Origin of the sequence: Leifsonia sp. Leaf264 (assembly GCF_001422325.1) — a bacterium.
Lineage (GTDB): Bacteria > Actinomycetota > Actinomycetes > Actinomycetales > Microbacteriaceae > Orlajensenia.
Genome location: NZ_LMMR01000001.1, coordinates 971,731 through 986,040 on the forward strand (window position 1 = coordinate 971,731; position 14,310 = coordinate 986,040).

17 protein-coding genes are annotated in these 14,310 nt (G+C 69.4%); all 17 read right to left on the reverse strand.

Translation table 11 applies throughout. The annotated features are described in order from the left end of the window. Positions 1 to 96: 96 nt before the first annotated feature. On the reverse strand, positions 97 to 387 hold the full coding sequence (locus tag ASF30_RS04525) for a hypothetical protein (protein ID WP_200918417.1): 291 nt from the start codon (positions 385 to 387) through the stop codon (positions 97 to 99). Positions 388 to 439: 52 nt separating this feature from the next. After that, the gene (locus tag ASF30_RS04530) at positions 440 to 1,654 is read right to left on the reverse strand and encodes an acetyl-CoA C-acetyltransferase (protein ID WP_235480260.1); all 1,215 of its coding nucleotides are present in this window, start codon (positions 1,652 to 1,654) and stop codon (positions 440 to 442) included. Further along, positions 1,651 to 2,304, reverse strand: coding sequence for a CoA transferase subunit B (locus ASF30_RS04535; RefSeq protein WP_055901982.1), 654 nt, complete (start codon positions 2,302 to 2,304; stop codon positions 1,651 to 1,653). The genes ASF30_RS04530 and ASF30_RS04535 overlap by 4 nt, the downstream gene beginning before the upstream one ends. Continuing rightward, positions 2,304 to 3,104: a CoA transferase subunit A gene (locus ASF30_RS04540; RefSeq protein WP_055901985.1), complete on the reverse strand. Its 801-nt coding sequence runs from the start codon at positions 3,102 to 3,104 to the stop codon at positions 2,304 to 2,306. The genes ASF30_RS04535 and ASF30_RS04540 overlap by 1 nt, the downstream gene beginning before the upstream one ends. After that, positions 3,097 to 4,287, reverse strand: a complete 1,191-nt coding sequence (gene pcaDC / locus ASF30_RS23300) for a bifunctional 3-oxoadipate enol-lactonase/4-carboxymuconolactone decarboxylase PcaDC (protein ID WP_082467438.1) — start codon at positions 4,285 to 4,287, stop codon at positions 3,097 to 3,099. Before pcaDC ends, ASF30_RS04540 begins: the two co-directional genes overlap by 8 nt. Beyond that, complete coding sequence (locus ASF30_RS04550) at positions 4,284 to 5,444, reverse strand: lyase family protein (RefSeq protein ID WP_055901986.1); 1,161 nt, start codon at positions 5,442 to 5,444, stop codon at positions 4,284 to 4,286. The genes pcaDC and ASF30_RS04550 overlap by 4 nt, the downstream gene beginning before the upstream one ends. Then, entirely contained in the window at positions 5,437 to 6,033 is a 597-nt protein-coding gene (gene pcaG, locus ASF30_RS04555; RefSeq protein WP_055901987.1) for a protocatechuate 3,4-dioxygenase subunit alpha, read from the reverse strand. The genes ASF30_RS04550 and pcaG overlap by 8 nt, the downstream gene beginning before the upstream one ends. After that, entirely contained in the window at positions 6,026 to 6,817 is a 792-nt protein-coding gene (pcaH, locus tag ASF30_RS04560; protein WP_055901990.1) for a protocatechuate 3,4-dioxygenase subunit beta, read from the reverse strand. The genes pcaG and pcaH overlap by 8 nt, the downstream gene beginning before the upstream one ends. Positions 6,818 to 6,831: 14 nt before the next feature. Then, positions 6,832 to 8,010, reverse strand: coding sequence for a 4-hydroxybenzoate 3-monooxygenase (locus ASF30_RS04565; protein ID WP_055901993.1), 1,179 nt, complete (start codon positions 8,008 to 8,010; stop codon positions 6,832 to 6,834). Between the two features lie 115 nt (positions 8,011 to 8,125). Beyond that, positions 8,126 to 8,872, reverse strand: a complete 747-nt coding sequence (locus tag ASF30_RS04570) for an IclR family transcriptional regulator (RefSeq protein ID WP_055901996.1) — start codon at positions 8,870 to 8,872, stop codon at positions 8,126 to 8,128. A 48-nt stretch (positions 8,873 to 8,920) separates the two neighbouring features. After that, positions 8,921 to 9,148 (reverse strand): RNA-binding S4 domain-containing protein, encoded by a 228-nt coding sequence (locus tag ASF30_RS04575; protein ID WP_055902000.1) that lies wholly within the window; start codon positions 9,146 to 9,148, stop codon positions 8,921 to 8,923. A gap of 61 nt (positions 9,149 to 9,209) precedes the next feature. Further along, positions 9,210 to 9,599, reverse strand: a complete 390-nt coding sequence (locus ASF30_RS04580) for an MmcQ/YjbR family DNA-binding protein (RefSeq protein ID WP_055902003.1) — start codon at positions 9,597 to 9,599, stop codon at positions 9,210 to 9,212. An 88-nt stretch (positions 9,600 to 9,687) separates the two neighbouring features. Beyond that, complete coding sequence (locus ASF30_RS04585) at positions 9,688 to 10,605, reverse strand: alpha/beta hydrolase (RefSeq protein WP_055902523.1); 918 nt, start codon at positions 10,603 to 10,605, stop codon at positions 9,688 to 9,690. A 54-nt stretch (positions 10,606 to 10,659) separates the two neighbouring features. Then, positions 10,660 to 11,982, reverse strand: a complete 1,323-nt coding sequence (locus ASF30_RS04590) for a GGDEF domain-containing protein (protein ID WP_157496944.1) — start codon at positions 11,980 to 11,982, stop codon at positions 10,660 to 10,662. A gap of 169 nt (positions 11,983 to 12,151) precedes the next feature. After that, entirely contained in the window at positions 12,152 to 12,901 is a 750-nt protein-coding gene (locus tag ASF30_RS04595) for a hypothetical protein (RefSeq protein ID WP_157496946.1), read from the reverse strand. 180 nt (positions 12,902 to 13,081) lie between these two features. Next, positions 13,082 to 13,693: a class I SAM-dependent methyltransferase gene (locus tag ASF30_RS04600; RefSeq protein ID WP_055902010.1), complete on the reverse strand. Its 612-nt coding sequence runs from the start codon at positions 13,691 to 13,693 to the stop codon at positions 13,082 to 13,084. Between the two features lie 119 nt (positions 13,694 to 13,812). Next, on the reverse strand, positions 13,813 to 14,283 hold the full coding sequence (locus ASF30_RS04605; protein ID WP_157496948.1) for a hypothetical protein: 471 nt from the start codon (positions 14,281 to 14,283) through the stop codon (positions 13,813 to 13,815). Between the last annotated feature and the right edge of the window lie 27 nt (positions 14,284 to 14,310).

Consider the following 14,310-nt stretch of genomic DNA (forward strand, 5'->3'; position numbering starts at 1 on the left):
TTCCGATAGTCGTGCGTGCGGCATCCGGAGTCTCGATCCGCACGCCGATCGGGGCGCCTCTGGAATCCTGCGAGCTCGTTGTCGGCCACGAGCCCGTCACCGCAGCTCCGGTGGGTTCGGCCTGGTCGGTCTGGTCGGCCTGAAGTCCGGGTACCCCTGAAACGGCGCCGGCCCGTGGCTCCGGATGAACTCGTGGTGCACCCGTTCGCACGCCCCGCGCAAAGAGGCGCCGTAGCCCAGGAGCTCGCCCCGGAACTCGGCACGGAAGCGCACGTCCCCATTCAACCGGACGACGGCGACGCGCCCGTACTCGTTGCCTTGCGCATCGATCAGCACCCAGACGCCCGGTTCGGGTTCGGCTGCGGCGAGGATCGGGTGCCACTTCACCACTCGAACATAGATTCGAATGAGGCGTCATGCAATACGGGGTCGGCAGTCGTCAGGTCCGCTCGAAGATAGCCGCCAGGCCCTGTCCTCCGCCGATGCACATCGTCGCCAGGGCGAGCGAGCCGTCCAGTGACGGCAACTCGTGGGCGATCGTCGTGAGCATGCGCAGGCCTGTCGCCCCGATCGGATGGCCGATGGAGATGCCGCTCCCCCGCGGGTTGAGGCGGGGATCCTCGGCGTCGATCCCCCAGTCGCTCAGGCAGGCGAGGACCTGCACGGCGAAGGCTTCGTTGAGTTCGATGACGTCGAGGTCGTCGAAGCGCACGCCGGCACGCTCGAGGGCGCGGTTCGAGGCGGCGACCGGTGCCACACCGAACCGCTCCGGCTCGTTGCCTGCGAGCGCCCACGATCTTAGCCGGAGCATGGGCGTGAGTCCGAGCTCGGCCGCCCGTCTCGGCGTGGTGACGATGGCGGCCGCTGCGGCGTCGTTCTGTCCGCTCGAGTTGCCGGCCGTCACGGTGGCTGCGGCATCCGACCCTGACAGGATGGCTCGCAGCGAGGCCAGAGCCTCGAGGGAGGTGTCGGCCCGCGGATGCTCGTCGCGATCGACGAGCATCGGGGCCCGGCGACCCGGCACCTCGACGGGGACGAGCTCGGCGTCGAAGGCGCCCGAGGCCTGGGCGGCGACGGCGCGCTGGTGCGAGCGGAGCGCGAGAGCGTCTTGGGCCTCCCGGCTGATCCCGTACTCGGCCCGCAGGGTCTCGGCCGTACCGACGTTGCCGTCAGGGGTCGGATGACGGTGCCCGCCGACGGTCTCCCGTCCGCGGGCGAGCGCGTCGTGCAGGAACAGGCCGCCGGGCGGCACGCCCCGCCGTCCCTGCACCGTGTAGAGCGGCGCGTTGCTCATCGACTCGGCGCCGAGGGCGATGACGACGTCGCTGATGCCGGTCTGCACCTCCATGGCCGCGTTGAGCATGGCCTGGAGGCCGCTGCCGCAGCGGCGGTCGAGCTGGTAACCGGTGGTCGTCACGGGCAGCCCGGCATCGAGGGCCGCGACCCGGCCGAAGGCCGGTGCCTCCATGGTCGGATAGCCCTGCGCAGCGATGACACCGTCGACGGCGGCGGGGTCGATGCCGCTGCGCTCGATGACGGCGCGGAGCACTGTCGTCGCGAGGTCGAGTGCCGAGACCTGGGCGAGCGAGCCGCCCATCCGTCCGACGGGGGTGCGCAGGGCAGAGCAGACGACGACGTCGCGCAGTTCGGTCACGATGTGGCCTGCAGCGCGGGATCGATGGACAGCTCGGCGCCTGTCGCGTCGATGACCTGCTCGAGGCTCACCCCCGGTGCGAGTTCACGCAACACCAGGCCGTCGGCCTTGACGTCGATGACCGCGAGGTCGGTGATGATGCGATCGACGCAGGCGCGCCCGGTGAGTGGCAGAGTGCATTCCGCCACGAGCTTCGCCGTGCCGTCCCTGGCGACGTGCTCCATCACGACGATCACCCGTTCGGCGCCGTTCACGAGGTCCATCGCCCCGCCCATTCCCTTGACCATCCTGCCCGGCACGGCCCAGTTGGCGATGTCCCCTGCGGCCGAGACCTGCATGGCACCCAGCACGGCCGTCGCGATGCGACCGCCGCGGATCATCCCGAAGGATGCGGCCGAGTCGAAGTAGCTCGCTCCGGGAAGCACCGTGACGGTCTCCTTGCCCGCGTTGATGAGCTTCGGGTCCTCCTCGCCCTCCCACGGATAGGGACCGACCCCCAATATGCCGTTCTCGGAATGCAGGACCACGTGGGTGCCGGCCGGCAGGTGATTGGGGATGAGGGTCGGCAGTCCGATGCCGAGGTTGACGTAGCTGCCGTCCTCGAGCTCCTCGGCCGCGCGGGCCGCCATCTCGTCTCGTGTGCGCGGCATCAGTCGCTCTCCTGCTTCTCGTTCGTGCCCGGCCTGGGCCGAACTGTCACCTTCTCGATCGGAAGTTCCGTGGCCTGCGCCGGCGTGAGCTGCACGATCCGGTCCACGTAGATGCCCGGCAGGTGAATGTCGTCAGGATCGAGCACTCCCGGCTCCACGAGTTCGTCCACCTCGGCGATGGTGATGCGCCCGGCCATTCCGGCCAGGGGGTTGAAGTTCCGGGTCGACTTCTCGAAGCGGAGATTGCCGTGGCGATCGCCGACCGCCGCCCGCACCAGCCCGTAATCGGTGCGGATGGCCTGCTCGAGCACGTACTCCCGCGGGGCACCGAAGACGTCGAAGGGCCGCAGCTCCTTCGGCAGGCTGGTGAGGGCGACGGATCCGTCCGCGGCGTAGCGGAGCGGCATCCCGCCGTCCGAGACGGCCGTGCCGGCCCCGGTCGCTGTGTAGAACGCGGGGATGCCGACGCCGCCGGCACGCAGCCGTTCGGCGAGCGTTCCCTGCGGGGTGAGCTCGACCTCCACCTCGCCGCCGAGGTACTGGCGCGCGAACTCCTTGTTCTCGCCGATGTACGACGCGATGACCCGACGGATGCGGCCGGCACCGAGTAGTTCGCCGAGTCCCCAGCCGTCCACGCCGCAGTTGTTGGAGACCACCTCGAGTCCGTCGACTCCGCTGGCGAGGAGAGCCCGGATCAGGACGATCGGAACTCCCGAGAGCCCGAAGCCGCCCACGGCGAGGGACGCCCCGGCCGGAATGTCGGCGACGGCCTCGGCTGCACTGGCGACGGTCTTATCCATGGTCGGGATCTCCTGGTGTGGTCGGGTCGGCGAACACCTCGCGCATGACGGCGAGGGCGGCGTTCGCCGCCGGAAGGCCGGCGTATAGCGCCGTGTGCAGGATGACTTCGGCGATCTCGACACGGCTGAGTCCGTTGCGGAGGGCTGCGCTCACGTGCATCCTGATCTCGGTCTCATGACCGCCGGTCACGAGCGATGCGAGCGTCGCGATGCTGCGTTCCCGGCGTGAGAGCTCGGGGCGGGCCCATATCTCCCCCCACGCGTAGCGCGTGATGAAGTCCTGGAATGGCGCGGTCTCGGCCGTGGAGGCTGCGGTCGCCGCGTCGACGTGGGCGTCGCCGAGAATCGAGCGGCGGACGGCCGTGCCGGTCGCGCGCGCGTCCCGCGGCGAGTGCTGCTCGATGAGCTCGAGCAGCAGGGCCGCCGAGGCCACTGGATCCTCGAGGGGGGCGAGGTGGGCGACTCCGGCGATCTCGGCGAAATGCGCCGACGGCAGCGCCTCGGCGAAAGCGCGCATCGACGCCGTCGTCGTGACGAGGTCGTGCTCGCCGCTCACGATGAGCGCTGGAGTCGCGATCCCGCCGAGCGACGCCGTGCGATCGAATGCACCGAGCGCCTCAGCGCAGAGTGCGTACGACTCGTCGTCGACCTCGACGAGGGTGCCGAGCCCACGCGCACCCGCCCCTGTCGGATGCGCTTCGAGGTACCCCGGCGCGTACCAGCGCGCCGCGCTCCCCGTCACCACCGACGCCGTGCCCGACGCGCGCACCTGGGCGGCACGCTCGGCCCAGCCGGCCGCGTCGCCGATGCGCGCACCGCTGCAGAACGAGGCCAGCGTCTGCACCCGCTCCGGATGCGATGCGGCGAGTTCGAGGGCGACGACTCCCCCGAGCGAGAGCCCGCCGATGTGGAAGCGGCCGCCTCCGGCTTCATCGACGAGGCACAGGGTGGCTTCGACGAGCTCGGCGATGGTGAACGGTGCACCGGCTGCGGGGCTCGCGCCGTGGCCCGGCAGGTCGACGCGGAGGATGCGGAGCGCCGGTGCCGCCCTGGCCACCTCGCTGACGACACCGTCCCACACTGCCGTCGTCGTTCCGAGCGACGGAAGCAGCACGAGCAGCCCCGTCTCTGTCGCGGTGGCGGCCGCCGGCGAGATCGAGCCGTGCAGTCGGGGGACGGTCATCGGGACTCCTTCGTCGGGAGGGAATGGAAACGCCGGACGGCGGCGCCGACGACGCGCCGGGAGGCGGCGATCGTCGAGGCCGCATCGTGCTGCAGTCCCGGGCTGATGGCGCGGGACCGCTCCACCGCGGCGTGGTCGACGGTGAGAGTGGCGAGCATCGTGGACGCGGCATCCGCACTCTCGAGCGCGATCCGCACGAGTCCGCGGAGCGCCGACCATTCGGCGTGCCACTCACCGGCCGGACGCGCGTCCTGCGAGACGGCGGCCGTGTGCACGGTCGCGAGCAGTCCGGGGGCCCGCAGCCCGTTCGCGGTGAGCAGCACGGCGTCGACGGGGTTGTGCTTGTGCGGCATGGCAGACGAGCCGCCCGTCGTACCGAGCACGACCTCGCCGATCTCGGTGCGGGCGAGGAATGCCACGTCACGGCCGAGGCGGCCGAGCACGGCGGCGACGACGGCAGCGGCGGATGCGATGCGGAGGATCGGGGCGCGCTCGGTGTGCCACGACCGGCCGGGGTCGTCGAGTCCGAGCTCGGCGGCGAGCGCGGCGCGCACGCCGGCGCCCAGGTCCTCTCCGGTGCCGACCGCGCCGCCCGCCTGCACCGGGAACGCGAGGGAATCGATGTCCTCGATGGCCGATGTCACGCCGTCGAGCCATCCGGCGGCGAGCACGCCGACGGTGCTCTGGGCGGCGTGCTGGCCGAGGGTGCGGGCGATCGCCAGGGTCTGCACCTCGTCCTCGGCGAGCGCCACGAGTGCTGTGCCGGCATCCGTGAGGCGTGAGCGTGCGACGTGGAGGGCGCGGCTCGCCACGAGCACGAGCGCGCTGTCGAGCACGTCCTGGCTCGTCGCGCCGGCGTGCACCGCCGGGCCCGCGCCGGGCACGACGGACTCGGCGATGGCGCGCAGCTGCACCACGAGCGGGATGACGGGAACGCCACCGCTGCGGTTTCCTGCCAGCAACGCGGGCCGATCAATGGCTTCGGGGAGGAACGCGTCGGCCACGGCGTCGAGGTCGCGATTCGCCAGGCCTCCCCCAGTGCGCAGCAGGGCGCGCTCCACATCGATGAGGGCAGCGAGCACGGCGTCATCGCCGGTGGCCCCGGCGGATGCCGACAGCGGCTCGAGCAATCCCCAGACGGTCTGATCCTCAGGCATGACTCTCCGCATCGAAATCGAGGAAGACGGTCTCGCCGTCGCCCTGCAGTCGTATGTCGAAACGGTAGCTCCGTGGAGCGTCCGGCGCAGCGATCATGGTCTGCCGCCGCGCCGGATCCACGCCGGCGAGGAACGGATCGCCCTGATTGCGCACGGTCTCGTCGCCGAAGTAGGCCCGGGTGAAGAGGTGATGGGTGAGACCGCGTGCGAACACCGTCACGAGTGCGTACGGAGCAGCATCCGTTCGAGTCGCTCCCGGCTTGATGGTCGAGAAATCGTAGTGACCGCCACGATCGACGGACGCGCGACCGAAGCCCGTCACCGAGTGGCCGTCGCGCTCGAGGCTGCCGCGCTCGGTGTGCACGGCCCCATCGGCGTCGGCGTGCCAGATCTCGATGATGGCGTCGGGGATGGGCTCTCCGGCCCCGTCGAACACGGTGCCGTGCAGTCGGATGGCCTGCGGATGCCACGGCGGGGCCACCTGCGCTCCCCCGGCGTACGGCAGCGCGTAGCCGAAGAAGGGGCCGACGGTCTGCGAGGGGGTCTGCAGGAACTCCCGCGGCGAACCCTGCTCGGTCGCATCAGGCATGGTCGGCGTCCTCCGGTTCCATCCACGTCGATCTCGGACCGGTCAGCACGACGTCCCAGCGGTAGCCGATGGCCCATTCCGGCTCGCTCACCTCGTGGTCGTAGCACGCGACCAGTCGCTCTCGCGCCGCGGGGTCGACGATCGACTGGTAGATCGGGTCGAGGCCGAACAACGGGTCCCCGGGGAAGTACATCTGCGTGATCAGGCGCTGCGTGAACGCCGAGCCGAAGAACGAGAAGTGGATGTGCGCCGGACGCCACGCGTTGCGATGGTTCTTCCAGGGGTACGCGCCCGGCTTGATCGTGGTGAGCCTGTAGCTGCCGTCGTCTCCCGTGATGAGGCGCCCGACCCCGGTGAAGTTCGGGTCGAGGGGTGCCGGATGCTGGTCCCGCTTGTGGACGTACCGGCCGGAGCCGTTCGCCTGCCAGATCTCCACGAGCTGGTTGCGTACCGGCCGGCCGTCGCCGTCGAGCACCCGTCCGGTCACGATGATGCGCTCACCGAGTGGCTCCCCTGAGTGCTGGATGGTGAGGTCGCTCTCCTCCACGGCGACGTCCGTGTGACCGAACGCCGGAGAGGCCAGCTCGATCCCCTCCGGGTCTGCGCGCACGAGTTCGTGCGTCGGATGCCGCAGGAGGGTGCTCCGATACGCCGAGAAGTCCCGGGGCGGATGCACCGGGCCCGGGCTCCCGGCCGCTCGGGAGCTCTGCACGTGCTCGGCATGGATCCGGGAGATCTCCGCGGAGATCATGTCCTGGGTCAGCTGGTCAGCCGGAATCGTCATGGGGTTTCTCGCTCTCAGAAGGGGAGGCCGGCGTACTGCTCGGCGAGACCGGCCATGGCGTTCCGCGAACCGGTGACGTACTCGAGCTGGCCGACCTGGCTGCGGTAGCGGAAGGCCCGAGCGGAGGCATCCGGATCCTCGTGGTGAACGTGCAGCAGTTCGGTCATCCACTGCGAGAACTGCTGCACCTGCCACTGCCGGGCGAGGGCACGGTCGCTGTAGCTCGCGAGCGGCGCATCGTCGCCGGCTCGCTGCTCGAGCAGCGCCCGGCCCAGCAGGGCGACGTCGGCGATCGCGGAGTTGAGGCCCTTCGCACCCGTCGGCGGCACGATGTGGCCGGCGTCCCCCGCCAGGAACAGTCGACCGCTGGCCAGCGACGATGTGACGAAGCTGCGCATGGGGGTGATGGACTTCTCCGTGATCCGACCCTCCTCCAGGGTCCAGCCGCTCAGGCCGAGCCTGGTCTGCAGCCCGTCCCAGATGCGCTCGTCGCTCCAGTCGTCGATCGACTCGTCTGGCCCCACCTGCAGGTAGAGCCGCGAGACCGTGCGCGATCGCATCGAGTGCATGGCGAAGCCGTCGGGATGCAGGGCGTAGATGAGGTCGTCGGTCGACGGTGGGACGTCGGCGAGGATGCCGAGCCAGGCGAACGGATAGCTGCGCTCGTAGGACTCGAGGGTCCCGGTCGGGAAGCTCTGCCTGCAGATGCCGTGGTAGCCGTCGGTGCCGACGACGAAGTCGGCGTGGAGTTCGTGCCGGGTGCCGTCGAGCGTGTAGCTGACGATGGGATCGGGTCCGTCCGTGCCGTGCGGGGCGACATCGTCGGCGTCGAACAGGATGGTCGAGCCGAGCCGCTCGTGTTCGGCGAGCATGTCGGTCACCAGCGCCTGCTGGCCATAGATCGTGACTGTGCGCCCGACTAGGTCACGGAAGTCGACGTGGCGCCGTTGTCCCTCGTACTGCAGGTGGATGCCGCCGTGCTCGAGGCCGCGCTCGCGGAGCCCGGCGTCGAGTCCGAGCGACGTGACGATGTCGACGGAGCCCTGCTCCAGCACTCCGGCCCGGATGCGACCGAGCACGTGCTCCCTCGAGCTGCGCTCGAGGATGACGAAGGGCACACCGGCCCTGCCGAGGATATGCCCGAGCAGCAACCCGGCCGGGCCCGCTCCGATGATGGCCACGCTCGTCTGCACGGAACGCCTCTCGCGTCGATGGGAAGGTGTTCCCAACTCTGCCGTCGGCCCACCCTCGCGACACTCGCGTTTCCACTCAGTGGAAACTCTGCTGCGGCGTGACGGCGTCAGGACATCAGCCGAGAGCGGCGGAGATGCCCCGGGCCGCCATCCGGACCCCGAGCACGAACTGCGGTTCACCGCGTCGCTCGACGCGCGCCACGATCGACACCGCGGCCACGACCGATCCATCGGCGTCCCGGACGGGAGCGGCTACCGAGAACGCCCCGCGCGTCAGTTCCTCCACGGAGTCGTCGACGCCGGTCAGCCTGATCTCGGCGAGACGCGCCCGCAGCTCGCCCTCCGTCGTGAGGGTGTTCGGCAGGTAGCGACGGGGACCGGCCGCGAGCACGGCGTCGAGGACCTCCGGGGGCGAATGGGCCAGCAGCACCAGGCCGACGCCCGTGGCGTGCAACGGTAGCCGTGTGCCGACATCCGAGATCACGGGAACGGCATCGTTTCCTGACAGGCGTTCCAGGTACACGGCTCCGAGGTCATCACGTACCGCCAGATGCACGTGCTCGCCCGTGGCATCGAGGAGGTCGTCGAGGTACGGTCGGGCGGCGTCGCGCAAGCGCCTCGCCGTGGGCTGTCGAGCTCCCAGGCGCCAGAGCTTCATGCCGACGCGGTACGTCCCGTCCTCCCCGCGCACGAGGCCGCCCCATCTCGTCCACTCCGCCAGCAGGCGGTGGGTCGTGGAGATCGGCAGGCCGGCGCGTTGCGCGACTTCGGTGAGCGTGAGTTCGCCACCGCGTTGGAAGGCATCCGCGATCGCGAAGAGCTTCTCGGCCACGCCGGGATTACCGCTACGTCCGTCCACCATCCGCACACCCTACGGCGAAAACGGTTCGATCGCCGCGCGCGAGTCTCCTCACACGCAGACGCGCACCCGGCGGCCGTCGAAGCCGACGATATCGCCGGGCTGCAGCTGGCGCCCGCGTCGACGATCGACCTCGCCGTTCACTGTCACGAAGCCGTCGATGATGGCCTCTTTCACCTCACCACCGGAGTCGAGGAGCCCCGCGAACTTCAGGAACTGCCCCAGGCGGATGGACTCACCACCGATCGCGATGTCGTCGAGCGGAGCCGGGTTCGTCATCCCCGAATGCTAGTCGACGCGGTGAGCCGGCACTGAGCCGACCCACGGCTCATCCGAACTCCTACGAGTCGGTCTCGTCCAGCTCGCGCCGCAGGTACTTGGGAGCCTGCACGCGCCAGGCTTCCGTCACGAGCTCGGCGAGATGATCCTGGTCGATGCCGGCCATGCGGAATGCGATCTTCGGCTCGCCCCAGGGCGTCGTGGTGCGCAGGAACACAGATGGCGCCATGTCGACGAGGGCCAGCGCGTCCAGTCTGTCGGCGACCTTCACCCCGACGACGAGTTCGGCCGCGATCAGCTCGCGTACGTCTGCGGGGATGCTCGGCCACGGATGGCACTCCCACGCGTACAGCTTGCCGCGAACGAACCATGCGGCGCCGCCGGTCGTCGCACGCTCCTCGCTGCCGGGCAGCCCGGCAGCGGTCCGGCGCAGGTCGTCGAGAGTCGCCATGGGGTGAGCCTATGCCGCACGACCGACGGCCGGACACGAGTCTTCGCCCAGCGCCGATCCTCTGAATGAGCACCTGCTGGTCGGGCGTTCAGTCGGCCTGGACGAGCCGCGCCCGGTACCAGTCGTCGATGTCGTTCAGGGCTGCGCGAGCCATCGGAGTCGGGTGCCCGGTGAACGCGTGGGGCGACGCAGGGTAGAGGCGCAGGTCGACGTCGACGCCTGCTGTTGCGAGCCGTGCGGTCATCGCGAGGTTGTCCTCGAGAAGGATGTCGTCGGTTCCGATCACGATCATGACGGGTGGCAGGCCCTCCAGGTCGGCGAACACGGGCGAGAAGTCCGGATGGGTGCGGTCCGGCACCGCCCCGGCATAAGCGTCGAGGAAGTACTCGTCGGCGATCCGTCGACCGGCCGGCGTCTGTGCGGAGAGATCGTAGGTTCCGCACTGCAGCACACCGCATGTGAAGGCCGCGAGCTCGCGGTCGCGCAGGCGCACGAGCGTCGCCATCGCAAGGGTCGCTCCGGCGGAGAACCCGGCGATGGCGAGCCGCGACGTACCGAAGCGTTCCTGAGCGTGTTCGGCCAACCAGAGCGCTGCCGTCTCGCAGTCGTCGGGGGCGGAGGGCCACGGGTTCTCGGGCGCGAGCCTGTACTCGACACTGACGACGGCGACGCCGAGAGCGTCGACCAACTGCCGGTTCCGAACGTCGCTCGACGCCGCCGAGCCCATGAAGAAGCCGCCGGAATGGATCTCCAGGACGACGCCGACAGGCGGGTCGTCGACGGGCAGGTGGACCCGCACCGGCACGCTTCGACCGCCGGCGGATGCCACCTCGAGGATCGGCTGCGGGTCTGAGAGAACGGGTGCCGGCGCACCCGACCGGAATCTCAGGAGTTCGTCGAGGCTGCTCGCGCCCCGACCGGGCCTCCGGCTCGCATAGAACGCGTTCGATTCGTCGGCCAACGCCCACAACTCAGAATCGATCAACGAAGCCAGGTCGAACCGCACCACTCAACTCTACGATCCGGCCTGGGAGGGCCCTCCGCCGATGCCTGCTGCTCGCTACCGAGCGTCGAAGACGATCGCGCGGTCGCCTCCGCCCCGTTTCGCGGCGTACATCGCCTGGTCGGCCAATCGGATGAGTTGGTCGATCGATGCCCCGGCGGCATCGCCGTCAGTGATCGCAATGCCGACGCTGGCCGTGATGTCCAGTCCCGCGGGAATGCCACGGAACGGCTGCGCGATGGCCACTCGAGCCCGGTCTGCGAGCTCGACGGCATCGGCCGTGTCCGCGACGTGCAGGGCGGCGATGAACTCGTCGCCGCCGTAGCGGGCGATCGAGTCCTCCTGACGGAAGACATGGGTCAGGCGCTCGGCGACTTCCTTGAGTACGGCGTCGCCGGTGGAGTGCCCGAGGGTGTCGTTGACGGCTTTGAACCCGTCGAGGTCGACGAAGAGCACGGCGATCTGCTCGGCGGGGGCCCGCTGCGTCTGCTGCAGGTTCTCGTCGAACAGCCGCCTGTTGGGCAGGCCGGTGACCTCGTCGAGCATCGCCGCCCGCCGCAGGCGGGCTTCGAGGCGCAGCCGCACGAGGACCTGCCCGGCAAGTTGCGCCAACGCCTCGGCCAACGGCACAGCCTGGTCGTCGAAGGTTCGTGGCTGGTCGAAGTAACACGCGAAGGCACCGAACGGGGTGCCGTCTTCGATGATCGGTGCGCCGATGACCGAGAACACCCCGGCTCGTCTGAAGATGTCACCCAACCCGATGCCCGGAACAACGGTGTCAGCCTCATCGGGCGTCTCGATCGTGATCACACGTCCCAGCTGCACGGTCGTACCGGCTCTCGGCGGTGCGTCATCCGGCCACACTGCGGCGAGCATGTTCTCTCCCGCGACCAGCGCGTACGTGCCCTCTTCGCCGGTGTGCACGCTGCACGCGTTCGCATTGAACGCGCGGCGCGCGGTCTCCGACAGGAGCTCGCCGAGCTCTTCCTCCGATCGCGTGTTCGCGAAGGCGACGGATGCCGACAGCAGCAGTTGCAGCCGCTCGCTTTCGCGCAGTCCGAGGGCGCGGGTCTGGTCGCCCACTGCCGCGAGCTCGGGGTCGAATGCGACGATCGTGTGCCCTCCGGATATCCGGACGGCACGGATCACTATGGAGCTGCGGGTCTCCTGATAGCTGTGGGTCGTCGACGCGAGGCGGACGCCGCCCGGGTTACCGGTGGCGAGCGCCGCGGCGAGCTCATCATCATCGACACCGAGCACGCCTGCCAGAGGCATCCCGACCAGCGTTCCGGTCGGCCTGCTGGCCCAGACCTCCAGCGCGATGTTGGCGTCCACGATGACACGAGACCGGTCGATGAGTGCGCGTGGGAAGGGTTGCATGCGCGCGACCTCGTCGCGCAGGTCGGCCTTCAACAGTGAGACATCTCGTGGCGCATGCCTCGATCGTGACGGTTGGTCGCGAGATCGTCAAGTTCTGCCGGACTCGCCAGCCATTCCCCTACATGCAGAGGGCTGGCGACCGGGTCGGCGACCGGCCAAACGCCCACGGCTACTCGTCGGCGCGCATCTCCCTGTCGCCGTCCGGATGCCAGATGAAGATGAAGTTCACGGCCTTCGACTCATCGGCACGGTCGCTGTACGGAGTCTCGCTCGACCACAGCAGCTTGAGGCCGTCGGCGGTGAGTTCGGACTCCGGAGCACAGGTCGCCGCGAACCGCCTCGTCTCGATGACGACGACGAGGCACACCTGGTGCGAGCGATCACGAGCGAGGTAGAGCGTGTCGAGCCCCGCCGTGACGAGGTGCCGGAAGCTGCCCTCCACGAGGCTCGCCGGTGGTGAGATCTTCGGCACGTCGGCGGCGGTCTGCGGTGCGTCGAAGCGGGCGAAGGCATCGTCTGCAAGGGCAGAGGTCGGCTCTGCGGTGGGGGTCTCGCCCGTGAGCGCCTGTGACGAGACCGCACCGATGGCGACACCGACGACGAGGATCGACGCCACGAAGCCCACGGCGATCCAGGGGCGGTGGGGGCGCTCGGAATGCGAGTGGGCGGTGATTCGACCGTCGACCTCGGAAACGCCCGTTCGGGCGACGGCTGACGGGATCACCGCAGCTGCGTTGTTCTTCGACGGATGCGTTCTCGCTGACCCAGCGCCAGTGCCGCGTTGCAGCGCCTCGAGCTCGTCGAGCTCACGTGCGGCCGCTGCCCGTTCGAGCTCTGTGAGAGCATCGGCATCCGCTGCATAGAGCAGACGCTGGAGGCGGCGGATGCGCGCCTCCAGGGAGTCGGGCGCATCCGTCATCGCGAGCACTCCCTTCGGGTCGAGGCAGGCACGACAATCCTGACACCGCGCCGCACGGCAGCGGTAGATGGATGCGCAGATTCGATCCGATCCGAGCTCGCGATGGGGATCGAGACCCGGACAACCGCGCGTTCGACCGCCCACGGCTCGACCAAACCGTGAGCAACGACGAGCCGGGACTCAGGTCGCTGGTGCGAGCCGGGCGATGATCGCTCCGTGGGGTCGAGGCTTGGGGTCACGTCCAGTGCGGGTGTGGGTCTCGATGACCTCGAATCCAGCGGCCTGCAACTCGATGGCGAGAACTTCCGGAGGCCAGCGGTAGGCCGTGACCACCGCATGTTCGAACGGCTCAACGACCGGCCCGATGAAGAAACCCACCAGAAGAGTGCCGCCCGGCCGGAGGACACGAGAGAACTCGTCGAGTGGGGCGCGGATCGTGCGCGGTTCATGGTGGATCAGGGAGTACCACGCCAGGATTCCACCGATGCTGCCCGCCGCGTCGGGTAGCCGGTCGAAGCTTCCCAGCTCGAACGCCGCCCGGGGGTACGTTGCGCGGGCGTGGTCGATGAACTCGGGCACCTGGTCAACGCCGCGGGCGTCGTTGCCGCGCTCGGTGAGGTAGGCGGTCCACTGTCCCGGGCCGCAGCCCGCATCCAGGAGTGGACCCGTCACCTGTGAAGCCCACGACGTGATCAGTTGCACGTCGGAGGGATGAGCAGAGGATATGGAGCCGATCTTGTCCACGTACTCGTCGGCTCGGTCCGAGTACGCAGCTTCGACGATCGACGACATGAAGGGAAGCCTAGGAGACGAGGCGCGCCGGTCACCCCTCCCCCACACCGGCCGCTCAGGGGGGGGCACACCGAGTGTCGCGGTCAGGGGACCGTTCCACCGTCCGGGGTTCTAGGCCTCTATGTCGCCGGGTTCAGGCCGAGCATCGTCGCAAGGGCGGTGAGTGCGGCGGATTCATGTTCGTTGGTGGCTTCCCCCGAAGTCCCGAACTGGCCATCCTTCGACGCTGCTGCCGCAGCTGTGGCGATCCTGACCACTTCGGTCTTGAATCCGATTCCGTCGTCACCTGCCTTGTCGTCGATCAGGCGAGTGGCATGCTCGATGACGTCTCGAAGCCGGTGGAGGTTCTCGTCGGTGTTCTTCGTGGGTCCGGGGTTACCGTTGGGCCCGGCCGAGTCCTCGCGGGCGTCGGTGATGAGCCGGTTGGTGGTGGCAGGACCGTGTGCGAACTCGCTGGCGCCGGCGAGCATGTTGCGGATCGTGTTGAGCGAGTGATGCGGACCCGACGCGACCACGAACGCCGCCGCGTAGTACGGGAGACCACCCACGGTCCGCCACTCCTCCGCAGTGAATACCGATTTCCCCGACATGACTGCCCCTTCTTCTTCGAGCGTGCC

Coding starts and splice junctions, on each gene's coding strand:
- ASF30_RS04535 (WP_055901982.1), bottom strand. CDS start 2,304: ATGCCGCGCACACGAGACGAGATGGCGGCCCGCGCGGCCGAGGAGCTC.
- ASF30_RS04540 (WP_055901985.1), bottom strand. CDS start 3,104: ATGGATAAGACCGTCGCCAGTGCAGCCGAGGCCGTCGCCGACATTCCG.
- pcaDC (WP_082467438.1), bottom strand. CDS start 4,287: ATGACCGTCCCCCGACTGCACGGCTCGATCTCGCCGGCGGCCGCCACC.
- ASF30_RS04550 (WP_055901986.1), bottom strand. CDS start 5,444: ATGCCTGAGGATCAGACCGTCTGGGGATTGCTCGAGCCGCTGTCGGCA.
- pcaG (WP_055901987.1), bottom strand. CDS start 6,033: ATGCCTGATGCGACCGAGCAGGGTTCGCCGCGGGAGTTCCTGCAGACC.
- pcaH (WP_055901990.1), bottom strand. CDS start 6,817: ATGACGATTCCGGCTGACCAGCTGACCCAGGACATGATCTCCGCGGAG.
- ASF30_RS04570 (WP_055901996.1), bottom strand. CDS start 8,872: ATGGTGGACGGACGTAGCGGTAATCCCGGCGTGGCCGAGAAGCTCTTC.
- ASF30_RS04575 (WP_055902000.1), bottom strand. CDS start 9,148: ATGACGAACCCGGCTCCGCTCGACGACATCGCGATCGGTGGTGAGTCC.
- ASF30_RS04580 (WP_055902003.1), bottom strand. CDS start 9,599: ATGGCGACTCTCGACGACCTGCGCCGGACCGCTGCCGGGCTGCCCGGC.
- ASF30_RS04590 (WP_157496944.1), bottom strand. CDS start 11,982: ATGCAACCCTTCCCACGCGCACTCATCGACCGGTCTCGTGTCATCGTG.
- ASF30_RS04595 (WP_157496946.1), bottom strand. CDS start 12,901: ATGACGGATGCGCCCGACTCCCTGGAGGCGCGCATCCGCCGCCTCCAG.
- ASF30_RS04600 (WP_055902010.1), bottom strand. CDS start 13,693: ATGTCGTCGATCGTCGAAGCTGCGTACTCGGACCGAGCCGACGAGTAC.
- ASF30_RS04605 (WP_157496948.1), bottom strand. CDS start 14,283: ATGTCGGGGAAATCGGTATTCACTGCGGAGGAGTGGCGGACCGTGGGT.